This window comes from Mucilaginibacter sp. PPCGB 2223 (genome assembly GCF_001705515.1).
Lineage (GTDB): Bacteria > Bacteroidota > Bacteroidia > Sphingobacteriales > Sphingobacteriaceae > Mucilaginibacter.
In genome coordinates, this window is sequence record NZ_MDJS01000002.1 from 132311 (window position 1) to 147000 (window position 14690).

Annotated in this window: 12 protein-coding genes and 1 tRNA gene; 7 read left to right on the forward strand and 6 right to left on the reverse strand. The window is 43.8% G+C overall.

Going from position 1 to position 14690, the window contains the following annotated elements:
- Positions 1–4: 4 nt before the first annotated feature.
- Genes BEL04_RS24300 through BEL04_RS11400 form a run of 3 tightly spaced genes read right to left on the reverse strand, consistent with a single transcriptional unit; the run spans position 5 to position 2291 of the window.
- Entirely contained in the window at positions 5–271 is a 267-nt protein-coding gene (locus BEL04_RS24300; RefSeq protein WP_175404063.1) for a hypothetical protein, read from the reverse strand.
- A 7-nt stretch (positions 272–278) separates the two neighbouring features.
- Positions 279–1901 carry a PspC domain-containing protein gene (locus tag BEL04_RS11395; protein ID WP_066003853.1) on the reverse strand — a complete coding sequence of 541 codons (1623 nt, stop codon included), beginning with the start codon at positions 1899–1901 and terminating at the stop codon, positions 279–281.
- Positions 1902–1934: 33 nt separating this feature from the next.
- Positions 1935–2291 (reverse strand): PadR family transcriptional regulator, encoded by a 357-nt coding sequence (locus BEL04_RS11400; RefSeq protein WP_066003856.1) that lies wholly within the window; start codon positions 2289–2291, stop codon positions 1935–1937.
- A 331-nt stretch (positions 2292–2622) separates the two neighbouring features.
- On the opposite strand from BEL04_RS11400, the gene BEL04_RS11405 reads away from it, so the two are divergent.
- The 4 genes from BEL04_RS11405 (at position 2623) to BEL04_RS11420 (ending at position 9009) form a co-directional block, all read left to right on the forward strand.
- Positions 2623–5877, forward strand: coding sequence for a SusC/RagA family TonB-linked outer membrane protein (locus tag BEL04_RS11405; protein WP_083227890.1), 3255 nt, complete (start codon positions 2623–2625; stop codon positions 5875–5877).
- Between the two features lie 39 nt (positions 5878–5916).
- Positions 5917–7410 carry a SusD/RagB family nutrient-binding outer membrane lipoprotein gene (locus BEL04_RS11410; RefSeq protein WP_066003864.1) on the forward strand — a complete coding sequence of 498 codons (1494 nt, stop codon included), beginning with the start codon at positions 5917–5919 and terminating at the stop codon, positions 7408–7410.
- A gap of 31 nt (positions 7411–7441) precedes the next feature.
- Positions 7442–8443, forward strand: a complete 1002-nt coding sequence (locus BEL04_RS11415; RefSeq protein ID WP_066003866.1) for a hypothetical protein — start codon at positions 7442–7444, stop codon at positions 8441–8443.
- A 200-nt stretch (positions 8444–8643) separates the two neighbouring features.
- Positions 8644–9009: a hypothetical protein gene (locus tag BEL04_RS11420; protein WP_066003867.1), complete on the forward strand. Its 366-nt coding sequence runs from the start codon at positions 8644–8646 to the stop codon at positions 9007–9009.
- 42 nt (positions 9010–9051) lie between these two features.
- Here the strand turns inward: BEL04_RS11420 and BEL04_RS11425 are convergent, their stop codons facing one another.
- Both BEL04_RS11425 and BEL04_RS11430 read right to left on the reverse strand, forming a co-directional pair.
- Complete coding sequence (locus BEL04_RS11425) at positions 9052–9459, reverse strand: DoxX family protein (protein ID WP_066003868.1); 408 nt, start codon at positions 9457–9459, stop codon at positions 9052–9054.
- 2 nt (positions 9460–9461) lie between these two features.
- A complete protein-coding gene (locus tag BEL04_RS11430; RefSeq protein ID WP_066003869.1) occupies positions 9462–10355 on the reverse strand; it encodes an LD-carboxypeptidase in 894 nt (297 codons plus the stop codon).
- Between the two features lie 165 nt (positions 10356–10520).
- On the opposite strand from BEL04_RS11430, the gene metG reads away from it, so the two are divergent.
- Both metG and BEL04_RS11440 read left to right on the forward strand, forming a co-directional pair.
- Positions 10521–12587 carry a methionine--tRNA ligase gene (gene metG / locus BEL04_RS11435; RefSeq protein WP_066003871.1) on the forward strand — a complete coding sequence of 689 codons (2067 nt, stop codon included), beginning with the start codon at positions 10521–10523 and terminating at the stop codon, positions 12585–12587.
- Positions 12588–12719: 132 nt separating this feature from the next.
- A tRNA-Arg gene (locus BEL04_RS11440) sits at positions 12720–12791 on the forward strand.
- A gap of 77 nt (positions 12792–12868) precedes the next feature.
- On the opposite strand, the gene BEL04_RS11445 is transcribed toward BEL04_RS11440, so the two are convergent.
- Positions 12869–13504, reverse strand: a complete 636-nt coding sequence (locus BEL04_RS11445) for a DUF4159 domain-containing protein (protein WP_254659563.1) — start codon at positions 13502–13504, stop codon at positions 12869–12871.
- Positions 13505–13657: 153 nt separating this feature from the next.
- Between BEL04_RS11445 and BEL04_RS11450 the strand changes: the two genes are divergently transcribed.
- Positions 13658–14659 (forward strand): MoxR family ATPase, encoded by a 1002-nt coding sequence (locus BEL04_RS11450; RefSeq protein WP_066003877.1) that lies wholly within the window; start codon positions 13658–13660, stop codon positions 14657–14659.
- The last annotated feature ends 31 nt before the right edge of the window (positions 14660–14690 follow it).

Consider the following 14690-nt stretch of genomic DNA (forward strand, 5'->3'; position numbering starts at 1 on the left):
AATTTTATTTAAAAAAAGGTACCAGTTGGTTCAAAATACTGCTATCAATAAAATGCAGCGAGTTTTTAAAAGCGGTTGATATACAGCCAAGCCCTGCAATGCAGCGAAGTTTTTCTTTTTTTGTTTTTTTCAGGCAATAAGCGCGCAGCCCGGGATTTATCCCCAGGCCGCAGAGTTGCCTATTGTTTGATACGCTGTATGTATTTGGAGTTTTGATGCCTGCACCATTGAAAGTGAAGATCATCATACAAAAAACTAAAGCGTGTTTCATAGCTGTTTTATTTTGCAGGTGGTATTGCTATTGCAGGTTGCGAAAGTGTATCAACCTTGCATTGCAGCTTATTGTTTTCCATAATAAACGGTGCCGATACCCACTCAGGGCTTTTGTTTAACCTCTTGCATTCGTCAATATCAGCGTAGTTATCAATCAGGTAGTTTAATTTTTCGTCGATGACCAATTCGGTGCCGTAAGGTACCTTGAGGGTTAACTTAACTTGCTGGTCGCGCCACAATTTGTTTTTCAGCAAGGTTACTTTGCGATCGAAGATCAGCACCGAGTCCTTTTGAACAAAATTGTACACTGCGTTTTGAGCATTTTTTAAGGCATCCTCGTAATGGCTGCCTTTCCCGCTGAATGATTCGACCAAGACAACCTGTTTCACATCACTTTGCTCAATGTTGATGTGTACATTGTTGTACATTCTATCGTTGTAGTTATTGTCGAGTATAACACGGCCATTAAATTTCGAGCCAATGTCCAGTTCAACGCTGTCATCCTTGGTGAGATACTTTACATCGTTTAACTGCAAGTGATAAACATTCTGGGCAGCGGGTTTTAAAGTAATGGTTTGGCTGAACGACGCCTCTTCTCTAAACTGGTTAGCTATTTTAGCCGAGTAATAAATAACAATGCTTAATGCCCCTACCCAGATGATAAGCATAGTATAAGCAGTTGAGCGGCCCAGGGTATTTCCGTTAAATATCACTCTTATAGTTAATAAGGCAATGGCCAGTAACGGGATGAGCACCAGGGCAAAAATGCCTACGTACAATATGCCGCTGTAGCCATAGTTGAGTACGCTGAAAGGGAATATATGGTAAACATCGTTGCCGTAAACCATCAGCACAATAAAGCCTACGAGCGATGCGATCATCAAACCGAGGCAAACAGCCAGGATAAATATACCGAACAGTTTAAGAAGGAGCCTGCCTGTGCCGCCCAAAAACATCCCCAGATGATGAAAAAAATCGCTTATAAAATCGCGGAACTGGTAAACAAAGGGCCTCACTTCGGCGTGGGCGTTCCTCACAGAGTGCTGTACGGTTTTCAGTTCCTCTTCAAAGTTCTTTTTAAAACCTTGCAAATCGAGTTTTTCGCCTTTCATGGCCATTTTATCGGCGCGGGTTACTGCTTTAGGCACAATTATCCATAATATAATGTATAGCAGCAGGCCGCTGCCCCATAAAACAAAAGCTAAGCCAAATGCCAGGCGTACCCAAACGGTATCGATATCAAAATAATTGCCGATACCGGCACATACGCCGCTGATGAGGTGGTCGTCCGGGTCGCGAAAAAGCTTGCGTGCGCTGGCTGTGTTTTGATGCCGCGCGAAAATGCTATCCGGATCTGCAGCCGAGGTTTCAAAATCTTCAACTGTGCCCATTTGCGATATAACCCTGGTTACATCGGCGGTAACAATTACCTGTTTAGCTTCGCCGGCCAGTATTTCGGTAAACATTTCGGCAATGCGGTTTTCAATGTCGGTCGTGATCTCAAGGCTGTCTTCGGCATTTGCAAAGTGGCGCTTAACATCGGTCATATAGCTTTTCAATACCTCGTAGGCATCTTCTTCGATATGAAATACCGTTCCGTTTATATTGATGATGATAGTTTTATTCATGATTTCTTTTATGATGTTGTGGTTTGATCCTGATCAGATATCTTTTTTAAGATTAATAGTGTTTCGGCCCTCCAAAGCAGTTTGCACGGCGAACGACAGCTCGGCCCAGGTTGTATCTAACTGCTCGAGTACGACACGTCCCTCGGCCGATAGCACGTAATATTTCCTTGGGGGGCCGGATGTGGATTCGACCCAGTTGTAACTAAGCAACCCGTTGTTTTTTAGCCGTGTCAGTAAAGGGTATAAAGTCCCTTCAACTACAAGCAGTCTGGCCTTTTTTAATTCGGCAATTATATCTGATGCGTAGGTTTCGCCTTTGGATATGATCGAGAGTATGCAATACTCTAATATCCCCTTTCGCATTTGCGTTTGTGTGTTTTCTACAATCATAATACAAAGATATATGCTTTGGATTGTATTATGCAATACATAGTACTAAAAAAGTGTAAATAATTTTAATTTTTACTACTTCTCAAAAAATCACTTATATAAAATGTAATTTTCTCAAAAAAACCATTTCATATTATCATTATCATATTTATCACGGCTTTTATGAAGTTTTTGGCAAAAAACATTCCGCTGTATTACAAATGGTTATAGGTTATAATCGAGCTTTTTTGGTGATTATCGCACATTGTTTTTGTAATTTCCTTGCTATTTCAAAATCGTAACGTTACTTTTATAATTAATTAACTATTAACTGATCTTATTTATTAACGAAATGAAAAAACTTCTACTCGTAAGTTTGTGTTTCCTGTGGCTTGGTATAGCCCAGGTATTTGCACAGAGCCGTACTGTGACCGGTACGGTTATCGCTAAAGAGGATGGCGGCCCCATCCCTGGTGTTAGCGTTAAGGTAAAAGGCACCTCTTTAGGTGTTATTACCGGCGCCGACGGAAAATACTCTATCAGAGTTCCGGAATCCGGAAAAATTTTAGTATTTGGTTTTATTGGTTACGGTACTATTGAAAAACCTATTACAGGTTCGGTGGTAAACGCCACGCTCGAAGTATCAAGCAAAGCCCTCGCCGAAGTTGAGGTAACCAGCGCGTTCGGTATCAAAACAAATCAGCGCACCAATTCTAACTCGGCACAGAGTGTTAGTTCTGAAGAGTTGAATACAATTCGCCAGCCAAACATCAATAATGCATTGGCCGGTAAAGTTGCCGGTATCCAGGTACGCAGCCAATCGGCAGGCGATTTAGACCGCCAAACAGAAGTAAGGCTTCGTGGTGCAACAGGTTTTGGCGCAGGTAACGGCGCTATCTATGTTGTAGACGGGACTATTTTACCCAACTCTAACGACATCAACCTTGATGATATTGAAGACGTTTCGGTATTACAGGGTGCTGCAGCAGGAGCTTTATTTGGCTCGCAAGGTGCTTACGGAGCTATCGTAATGACCACCAAAAAAGGGAAAAAAGGCGACGGCTTGAATGTCGATTTAAATTTGGGTGCAAAATACGACATGGCGTATGTTTTGCCTAACTACCAAAATACTTATGCTGGTGGCAACAACCCGGATTTAACACAGTATGTGTGGAAAGCCGGTGATCCGACCGCATGGCAGGCTCTGAGCGGCAAATATTACCCCGATTACAGCGATGATAGCAGCTGGGGACCTAAAATGACAGGCCAGGAATATATTCCATGGTATGCCTGGTACCCTGGTACACAATACTCATACAAAACAGCTTCATTAACACCCAACCCCAACAACGCACGCGATTTTTATCAAACAGGTGTAAATTATGATAACACCATAGCTGTGAGTAAAGCAAGCGACGATTACAATATCCGTTTTAGCTTTGGTAATCAAATAGTAAAAGGTATAGTACCTGATCAGGATTTAAGAAAGACATCTCTTAACTTAAACACCAGCATTAACTTAAACAAGCACTTTACTTTAGCTGCAAACATTACTTACCTTACCCAAAAACAAAATGGTTTGGTAAACGATGCTTACAGCAACCAAACTTCAGGTTCGTTTAACCAATGGTTTCACCGCGATCTGGATATGAGTATCATGAAAGAGCTGAGAGGTTTGCGTACGCCTAACGGTATTTACGCAAGCTGGAACCACGCTGATCCTAACACCTATGATCCAAACAACCCGAATGCTTTTTACGCAGGTAACTACTGGTATAACTTTTATACTTACCAGGATTTGGTTAACCAGGCAAACAACCGGGACAGGTTATACGGCAACGTTTCGTTATCTTATAAACTTAACAACGATTTGAGCTTTAAGTTTACCTACCGTAAGCAACAAAACACCACTTATGCCAGCACCACTTTCGCATCTGAGTTAGCACAAAGCGGTGTACAAACTACCGGTAACGAAAGCAGGAACAAAGGTTACTACGGAACATCAAACACCTACTCTAACCGCGAAAACTATGAGTTTTTAGTTACTTATAATAAAACTATAAAGGATTTTACGGTTGGTGTAAATGCAGGTAGCGATAGTTTTTCATATAATTATGCCGATATGTCGGCCAATACCAACAATGGTTTGAGCATCCCCGATCTTTTTACCATAAACAACTCCGTAGATGCACCAACAATTGGCAATACCCGTCAGAAAGAAAAATATAATGCTCTTTTTGCAACGGCATCAGTTGGTTACAAAAACATGTTGACTTTAAATGGTACCGTACGTAACGATTGGTTTTCAACTTTGCCGGTTTCAAACAACTCGGTATTATCAAAATCGATCGGCTTATCATTCGTGTTCAGCGATCTGTTGAAAAGCCAGTCGAGCTGGTTAACCTTAGGTAAAATACGTGCAACTTATGGACAGGTGCCGCAAGCCCTGGGTTCTGGTACCACTTTTGGTTTTGGAAGGTACCCTGGCGCCGCTTACGGTGTTTCGGCACAAAAATTCAATGGCAGCAACCTGTTAATGCAAACACCGGATACTTATGTTGACGCAACCATACACGGTGCTGTAACCACAGAGAAGGAGATAGGCGCTGACTTTAGCTTCCTGAACGACCGTATCCAGTTTACCACTACTTACTGGGATGGCAGCACCGAGGGCTTACCTGGTTCGGTGACGGTAAATGCCGCCAGCGGTTTCACCAGTATTTTAACAAACTTTGGTAAGATCACTAAAAAAGGTATCGATTTTGTATTGGCAGGTACACCTGTTAGAATCAAAAACTTCTCGTGGACAATTACCGCCACCTACTCAAACCTGTTAAGGGATTATGTTGACGAGATCAGCAACCAATACGGCATTGGTGCCATTTTGGTTAACAACAACACCTACAGCCAGATACCAGGTTTATACCAGGTACAAGGCATGCCCTGGGGCCAGATATATGGTAACGGTATAGCCCGTAACGCCAATGGCGATGCTATTTTAAACTCGAGCGGTTTTTATACCAATAATCCTAAAACTGCCTTTGGCAGCGCGCTTCCAAAGCACACAGGTGGTGTACAAAACAGCTTTACCATATTTAAAGATTTCACACTTAACGTAAACATCGATGGCCAGGTAGGTGGTAAATTCTCTTCATTATCTGATTTCTGGGGTTCATATAGCGGTTTAACTGCGCGTACTGCTGCCTTAAATGATAAAGGCGTACCTGTACGTGACCCTGTTGCAAACGGTGGTGGCGTTCACACAGTTGGCGTTGATGCTACAACCGGCAAACCAGTTAGCTATTATGTTGATGCATACACTTATTATCAAAACAACTACAATAACAAAACCGGTGATGAGTTTGTGTACGACTTAACTTTTATCAAACTGCGTGAGGCCGGTTTAAGCTATCGCATCCCGGTTAAAAAGTTAGGTATCTCAAAATATGTGAGAAACGCAAGCTTCCAGATCGAGGGAACAGACCTGTTGTTAATTTATGCAAAAACTAAAGATTTTGACCCATCGCAGATATCTTCAGTATCGGGCGAGTCCGGACAATTGCCTGGAACAAGGGGCATTGGTTTTAACTTAAAAGTAGGTTTTTGATCATCTGAGAACGAAAGAATAATTTAAAAGAGACACAACATGAAAAAAATATTTTTATATACACTCTCAACAGTACTCATTTGGGGTGTTGCGGGTTGTAAAAAACCGAGCGATTTTGGTAATACCAATGTCGATCCATCTGCTACTACGGTACCGATCCCGTCGGCTCTGTTAACCAACGTCGAATTAACCTTACCGTTGTATGCCTCCACCCAGCTTGAAGCGATTAATGGCGCCCAGTATTCGCAATACTTTGCCGAAACACAGTATCCGGCAGTGTCATTGTATTCACTTCCGCAGTACGCTTTTATTGGTGAGTACAGCGGTATTTTGTACGATTTGCAAAATATCATTAATCTCAACCCAAGCAATAACATGGTAGCAGCCGCGACGGTATTGCAGCAATACATCTTCTGGCATATCACCGATGCCTGGGGAGATGTGCCGTACAGCCAGGCCCTAAAAGGTTTGGCATATACCAACCCGGCGTATGATACCCAGCAAAGCATTTACACCAGCATGCTGGCCAGTTTAACTGCCGCCGAAGCCAAATTTGATGGTTCGGCACTATCTGGCGATGTGATATATGGTGGAGATGTAAGTAAGTGGAAAAAGTTTACCAACTCTTTGCGTATGCTGATATCGTTACAGATGTCGAAAAAAATGCCTACATCATCTGATTTTGCAGCTACTCAGTTTAAAGCTGCGCTTGCCGATGCAGGTGGAAGCATTACCACTAATACTGATAATTTTGCGCTAACTTACCCATCCGGCACTTATAAAGATCCTTTGTTCAACCTGTACGATGGTAGAACGGATTATGCCGAAAGCAAAACCATGACCGATTTATTAGGAAGCTTAAGCGATGCAAGGGCAACAGTATATGGTGGTGCTTTTAACGACCCGAACAACGTATCGGGCGGTACGGTATCATCAAACGTAGGTATCCCTCCGGGCGGCGATCGTACTTCTACCGTTATTTTCACAACCGCTAATCCAAACTGGGCCATGGTTTTACGTGCGGATAAACGTACGCCTACCAGTACATTGACTATGATCAGCGCATCTGAATCATTACTGGCCCGCGCACATGCAGTTGCTCTTGGATGGACAACCGAAACCTATGCCACAACCTACCAGGCAGGTATCGTTCAGTCATTTGAGCAGTGGGGACTGGCAGATCCAAGCGTGACGTACATGACGAACGTAAACGCATCAGGTGCAGCTGTACCTACTTTCCAGCAAATTATTCAGCAAAGGTACCTGGCCAGTTATCCTGACGGGTTTATGGGCTGGGATATCTACCGCTTAACAACTACAACACGCGATGGCGGTACTACCGGAACAGCATTTGCCAATAATCCGCTTGGCATTAAACCTGGTACAGGTGCTACAAATAACCCGAAACTGATTGTTAGCCGCTTTACTTATACCGCAGCCGAGTATAGCACCAATGGTGTGAATGCTTCCGCGGCAGCTGCAAGGTACACCGGTGGTGATAAGCAGGATTCGAGAGTTTGGTGGGATCAATAATTGAGTAAAGAAATTTTAAATAAAAGATATTATGAAAAAGAATTTTTTAAAATGCCTGTTACTGAGCTGCTCGGTTATGGTTTTGTTAAACGCTTGCGTTAAAGACAAATACACAGGCAACCAAACCGGCGACGCGGGCCCCTCATATGTAAGGATAACCGAAGCCAAGGTTTATAACCAGTTTTTTTCGCCTTTCACCACCGTTAAACCGGTGACCATGTTTAGTGTTAGAAGAGATGCAGCAAGCAGCACTGTTTTGCAAGGGACTAATACGGTTGTGCTTACCGACATCACAACTGCTTACCTTGCGGCTCATAGCACCCCTTACTCGGCAATGCCATCAACACTATATACGGTGGCGTCTGCACCAGGGGTAACCGCAAGCGCAACCAGCCTGACATTTACTTTTGGACCTGGCGATTTCGCGAAAAACGTTGTTTTCAATATCGACGGCAGCAAAGTTGACCTTTCAAAACAATATGCCATAGCGTATGCTGTTACTAACACCGGTGGCTTAACTCAAAAGGCCGGTTTGGATACTATACTGGCAACGATAGCTATCAAAAACAAATACGATGGTGTTTATACGATATCCGGCACAATGGTAGATATAACTAATCCTGCTTTCGCTGAAGTAAATACACTTTCAACTCTGGTTGGGGTTACGCCATACCAATACGAGTTAAGAACCACTTCTGCCAATACCTGCGATGTGTACGACAACTATAGTGCCGGTTATGCGCAGGGCTATGGTATTGTATTCAATACGGGTACCGGTGCAAGTGCGTACGGCTCATTTATGCCGGTGCTTACATTTAACCTGGCAAATGATAAAATAACTGCTGTTACTAACCATTACGGCCAGCCTGCCGGCAACGGCCGCTACGCCCAGCTGGATCCAAGCGGAACCGTAAATGCCTACGAAAATGGTAAAATAACGATCAAATACAATATGGTTGGTGGTGCGTTAGTGTCTGCAAACCAGGTTCGTACCACTTGGGATGAAGTTTGGACCTACAAAAAATCGAGATAATTTGTAGTTAACAACCAAGAAGTAAAAAAGGCTCTCCGGATTTTCGGGGAGCCTTTTTGTTTAAAGTAAGTCGTGATTATTTGGACGACTAACGATATTAACATATCTTATTGACATAAGTTAATGTTATTATTTTGATTTACAGTGGTTTTAGTAATTATATTTAAGTAATAATATTAATCACTTAAACTTTTAAGGCTATGAAAAAATTATTATTTATCGCAGTTCTGTTGTGTTTAATTATTCCATCATTGCATGCGTTCAAGTCAGTTCACAAATCACCTGCGGGTGTTTTAGTAAAGCCTTCTAAAAGCCCCCATAGGGTGTTTTCAAAGAAGAGCCCCACAACCTGGGATATCGGTAGCATTTATGCTAATGGAGTTTCTTACGAAGTATACGGAGATAATTATGGCGGATCGAGCGGCAATATTGTCGATATACAAGTTGGTGGTGTTTCGGTATCTGCTCCATACTCGGGCACTTGGGATCATAATGGAGGGGTTCCGGGCACGCTATTATGGGTGTATGTAACTTTTTTTGATTTTAATGGCCCTCCCCAGATTTAAAAATTTTTAACGTCACAAAGGCCCGGTATTTGCCGGGCTTTCTTACTTCTTATCTACACTATACTTCCCTGGCCCAACAAACATTAAACCAGCAAAAACAACAGCATCTTCTATTGCATGTGCGGCCTGGTCTAACCCTCCTCCGGTGCCGAAGTGCATTAATGCCGCAACTATTAGCGTACATAATAAAAGCAGGCATACAGGCCTGAACGCTAAACCTATCACTAACAAAAAACCACCAAAGGTTTCGGTGCAGGCCGCCATTAACCCCCAAAAGGTCGGCAAAAAATGGATACCCGCATATTTTGTTGCCGAACCAATAGCCGCCCATTTTTCGGCGCCGCCCAGCAGAATGGGATAACCATGTAAAATAAACATGATGCCGAGGCCCACCCGCATAACAAGCAGACCGAAATTGCGGTAATTGCCTAAGTTTGATAACATTGCCATGATTATATATAATATGCGTAAGTTTTATTTTGTTCGACCTTCAGGTTAATTATTTTGCCAAATACCAGCGCCCGGTTATCCGGTATATGCCCGGCCGGAAAGTTAAAGCAAACCGGGTAATGGTATTCTTTAACTACTTCCGCAATAATTTCTTCGGCTGTTTGGCCGAATGGGATATCGTTATCCTTGCATTCGGTAAAACCACCAATAATCAGGCCCGCCAGGTTTTTAAGTTTGCCTGCCCGTTTTAATGCACGCATCATGCGGTCTATCGAATATAGGTACTCGCCTACATCTTCCAGGAACAATATTTTACCGTCGTAATCATAATCCGAAACAGATCCTGATACCGATATCAGCAAGCTTAAGTTGCCGCCAACCAGCACCCCGCTTGCCTCGCCTTTGCGATTTAACGGGTATACATCCACCTCATATTTAACCTCTTCACCAAAAAGGCTTTTTCGCAGGGTTTCCAAAGATGCAGGTGTCGCATCCCATACATTAACCGGCATTTGCCCATGAATAGTTTGTATGCTATAATTGGCACAGATATGGGCATGTAAAACAGTGATATCACTAAAACCGACAAGCCATTTTGGATGTTGAACAAAGCGGGTGAAATCAAGTTTGTCAATTATCCGTACAGTGCCATACCCGCCGCGGGCAGCAATAATGGCCTTGATATTGTCATCATCCAAAAAACGCTGCATATCGCGCGCGCGCAGATCGTCATCCCCGGCAAACTGGTGGTATTCGGCATTCAGGGTTTCGCCTATAACCACTTCGAGCCCCCAGCTTTGCAGTAGTGTAACAGCATCGGTCATAGGTTTAGGGAGTTTCTTAGCAGGGCAGGTAATGGCGATCTTGTCGCCTTTTTTCAGGTAAGGTGGAGTCATGTATTTGGTTGTTAGTCCGAAAGTCGGAAAAGTCCGTAAGTCTGCAAGAAATATCCCGAAAATTATTTTTACTATTTTAAATCTTTCTGACTTTCGGTCATCCGGTCTTTCGGACTATTCAAAATCCGTATCTTTGCCGAATTATAAAAATACGCTTAAAATAATTTGGAAACGCAAGCTTATAAACGATACACCATTACAGCCGCGCTGCCTTATGCCAACGGCCCCAAGCATATTGGCCACCTGGCGGGTGCATATATCCCTGCCGACCTGTACGCCCGTTACCTGCGCTTAAAAAAGCGCGAAGTAGTATTTGTTTGCGGTAGCGATGAGCACGGTACCGCCATAGCCAACCAGGCCATGAAGGAGCACACTACGCCCCGTGCTATCATTGATAAATATAATGCATTGATAAAAAAATGCTTTGAAGAGATCGGTATTTCGTTTGATATTTATCATCGTACCAGCGAGCCTATTCATCACCAAACCGCCCAGGATTTTTTTACCAATCTGAATGATAAAGGTATTTTTGTTGAGCGCGAATCGGAACAATATTACGATGAGCGTGCCCAGGCTTTTTTAGCCGACCGTTATATTATTGGTACCTGCCCGAATTGCGGTAACGAGAATGCCTATGGCGATCAGTGCGAGAAGTGCGGTACATCGTTAAGTCCGGAAGAACTGATCAACCCGCGATCAACCCTAAGCGGCAACAAGCCCGTTTTAAAGCCAACCAAACACTGGTATTTGCCTTTGGATAAGTATGAAGATTGGTTGAAAGAATGGATATTGAAAGGCCATGCCGGCGATTGGCGTACAACCGTATACGGCCAGTGCAAAAGCTGGATAGACGGCGGTTTGCATCCGCGCGCTGTTACCCGCGATCTGGACTGGGGTATTAAAGTACCTGTACAAGGCGCCGATGGTAAAGTACTATACGTATGGTTTGATGCACCTATAGGCTATATATCGGCAACCAAACAATGGGCAATTGATAACAATAAAGATTGGAAAACTTACTGGCAGGACAAAGAAACCAAGCTGGTGCATTTTATCGGTAAGGATAATATTGTTTTCCATTGCATCGTGTTCCCGGTGATGCTGCACGCGCACGGCGAATTTATTGTACCCGATAACGTACCTGCCAACGAGTTTATGAACCTCGAAGGCGATAAGATGAGCACCAGCCGCGGATGGAGCATCGAGATGCACGAGTACCTCGAAGACCTGCCTGGTAAAGTTGACGAGCTGCGCTATTACCTTACAGCCATAGCACCCGAAACTGCCGACAGCGAATTTACCTGGAAAGATTACCAGGCGCGTGTAAACAACGAATTGGTAGCCATCCTGGGTAATTTTGTGCACCGGATAATGATACTGATGCATAAATTTTACGGTGGTAAAGTTGAGGCAGAAACAGCTACCATTACTTTGCAGGATGAAAACCTGAACAACGAATTAGGACGTTTGTACGATGAGATTGAGCGCAGTTTTGAAAGCTATAAATTCCGCCAGGCACAGCAAACTATGATGGAGATTGCTCGTTTAGGCAATCGCTATCTTACCGAGAAAGAGCCTTGGATAACTGTTAAAACTAATCCTGAAGATGCGAAATTGGCACTACACAATGGATTGTTGCTTGTAGGGCACCTGGCATGTTGCTTACAGCCATTCTTACCGGGGGCGGCCAAAAAAATATTACACATGTTGAATTGGCCTAAGGATGTAATAACTTTTGACGAAGGAATATTTTTCAAGAATGGGCATCAGTTAAACCCGGCGGAATTACCATTTGAAAAAATAGAAGACGAGCTAATAGAGCGTCAGATGCAGAAACTTATTGCCAAAAAAGAAGCTATTGAAGGCCCGGCACAACCTGCCGAACAGGCCGTTATCCCTGCAAAGGAAAACATCAGCTTTGATCAGTTTGCCGCTATGGATGTACGCGTAGGTACCATATTGGCAGCCGAAAAGGTGGCAAAAACCAAAAAATTGCTAAAACTAACTATCGATACCGGTATCGATCAGCGTACCGTAGTATCGGGCATAGCCGAACATTACGAGCCTGAAGGCATTATCGGCCAGCAGGTAAGCATATTGGTGAACCTGGAACCGCGCGAGATCAAAGGCATCCTGTCGCAAGGCATGATTCTGATGAGCGAGAACGCCGAAGGCAAGTTGAACTTTGTATCGCCCATCAATTGGATGCCTAATGGATCGGTAGTTCGCTAATGTGCAGATGCGCAAATAGGTAAATGTATAAATGCATTTTCCACATTCATCAATAATTTGCACTTTTGCAATTCACAAGAAGGTCGGGTGCGCAAATTCGAAATTGAAGATCCGAAATTCGAAATACAAAAAGGTCCCGTAGTTCAACGGATAGAATAGGAGTTTCCTAAACTCTAGATATGAGTTCGATTCTCGTCGGGACCACCGATAACGCAGTTTCTGTATACAGGAGCTGCGTTTTTAGTTTTATAGGTAAAGTTGCAATGACGAAGAGTAGATGCCTAACTCCCCATCGCGTATACCACAATATTTACGGCAAACTTGGTGTTATCTTCGGCCATAAAGCGTTTGTTCCTAAAATCATAATCCCACTCGCAGCCGTAGTCCTTATTGCTGTAAAGCACGGCTATACGGCCGTTTATTTCAATGGCTTTCAGGTAATCGTGTATCAGGTCGTCGCCCCAGCCGTTTAGTTCAAAAACGGTATTGGGCGGTTTATCGAATTTAAAAAAACAGTTATAGATGGGATGATTGTTGGGTATCTTTTTCAGCGAGCCATGTCCGAACAAAGCGTCCATCTGCGCTTCGAACGATTTGGCGAACAGCCCGTCGATATCGTGGTTGCAATCATCCACAAAAACAAAGCCGCCGTTCTGCACGTACTTTTTAAAGTTCTCGCGTTCTTTGGTATCAAACTGTACCAGCTTGTGCCCGCTCAGGTAGCAAAAAGGCGCTAAAAAAATATCATTGCTATCCAGCGCGATCACTTTTTCCTTCGGGTCGAAAGGGATGGTGGTATATTCCAGCAGCGAGTTCAGCACATTTACGGGCATGCGCTGGTCGGTATCCCAATCGCCGCTGTGATAGCTTAATCGGGTAAAGGTGAATTTCGCATTGATCGCCATGGTAGTAGCCACTAAATTAGTACAATATTTTAAGGAAAGACTGCTGATTTGTATCTATCTTGTAAATATTTGGATACTTTACTGCAAATGTTTGAAAAAAATTACGCCTTAAACTAAAAGCGCTATATATTGTGTCCTTAAAGTTAACTACTTCAAAATAAACTAATGGCGCAGGCACAACTCACCGAAGCGGATATAAAAACACTATTGGCAAAGCTGCCAACTTTAAAAGCAGAGATACAAAAGGTCATAGTTGGGCAAGACGAAATACTCGACGAATTGCTGGTGGCATTTTTGGCCGGCGGGCATTGCCTGCTGGAAGGGGTACCCGGGCTGGCAAAAACGCTCATCGTAAAAACCATGTCGCAAGCCCTGGAGCTATCCTTCAGGCGCATCCAATTTACGCCCGACCTGATGCCGACCGATATTGTAGGCACCGAGATATTGGAAGAAGACCATGTTACCGGTAAGCGTTTTTTTAAATTTAACAAAGGCCCGCTTTTCGCGAATATTATCCTGGCGGATGAGATCAACCGTACGCCGCCCAAAACACAGTCGGCGCTGCTGGAAGCCATGCAGGAGTTTGAGGTAACCTACGGCGGACAAACCTATCCGCTGGATAAACCATTCTTTATCCTCGCCACCCAAAACCCGATAGAGCAAGCCGGAACCTACCCGTTGCCAGAAGCGCAATTGGATAGATTTTTATTGCTTATCAAAATTGGCTACCCAACCGAGGCCGAAGAGTTTGAAGTATTGAACCGCACCACCGGTACAAAAAAAGTCGATGTTAAAGCCATTATTAACGCCGCCGAAATACAGCAGGCACAGGCACTGGTAAGGCAGGTAACGATAAACGAAGATCTGATAAGGTACGTGAGCAGCATTATCCGCGCTACGCGGCCGGATACCACAACCGTACCGTATATTAAAGAGTGGGTACGCTGGGGAGCGGGCCCGCGCGCAGGGCAGGCGCTAATATTAACCGCCAAAGCACGGGCGCTGCTCAAAGGCAGATATTCGGTTTTGATGGAAGACATCCACGCCATGGCCGTACCCGTGTTGAGACACCGCATTTTAACCAATTTTAAAGCCGAAGCAGAAGGAATCACATCAGACAAAGTAACTGCCGAATTGCTCAAAGTTGTTGAACGACCGAGGGTTTAAGTCTGAGTATAGCGTATTGCGATATGCGTAT

What these genes read in the sequence shown, in the direction of transcription:
- BEL04_RS11395 (WP_066003853.1), bottom strand. Translation starts at nt 1,901, where the DNA reads ATGAATAAAACTATCATCATCAATATAAACGGAACGGTATTTCATATC.
- BEL04_RS11425 (WP_066003868.1), bottom strand. Translation starts at nt 9,459, where the DNA reads ATGGCAATGTTATCAAACTTAGGCAATTACCGCAATTTCGGTCTGCTT.
- BEL04_RS11450 (WP_066003877.1), top strand. Translation starts at nt 13,658, where the DNA reads ATGGCGCAGGCACAACTCACCGAAGCGGATATAAAAACACTATTGGCA.
- BEL04_RS11405 (WP_083227890.1), top strand. Translation starts at nt 2,623, where the DNA reads ATGAAAAAACTTCTACTCGTAAGTTTGTGTTTCCTGTGGCTTGGTATA.
- BEL04_RS24300 (WP_175404063.1), bottom strand. Translation starts at nt 271, where the DNA reads ATGAAACACGCTTTAGTTTTTTGTATGATGATCTTCACTTTCAATGGT.
- BEL04_RS11430 (WP_066003869.1), bottom strand. Translation starts at nt 10,355, where the DNA reads ATGACTCCACCTTACCTGAAAAAAGGCGACAAGATCGCCATTACCTGC.
- BEL04_RS11400 (WP_066003856.1), bottom strand. Translation starts at nt 2,291, where the DNA reads ATGATTGTAGAAAACACACAAACGCAAATGCGAAAGGGGATATTAGAG.
- BEL04_RS11415 (WP_066003866.1), top strand. Translation starts at nt 7,442, where the DNA reads ATGAAAAAGAATTTTTTAAAATGCCTGTTACTGAGCTGCTCGGTTATG.
- BEL04_RS11410 (WP_066003864.1), top strand. Translation starts at nt 5,917, where the DNA reads ATGAAAAAAATATTTTTATATACACTCTCAACAGTACTCATTTGGGGT.
- BEL04_RS11420 (WP_066003867.1), top strand. Translation starts at nt 8,644, where the DNA reads ATGAAAAAATTATTATTTATCGCAGTTCTGTTGTGTTTAATTATTCCA.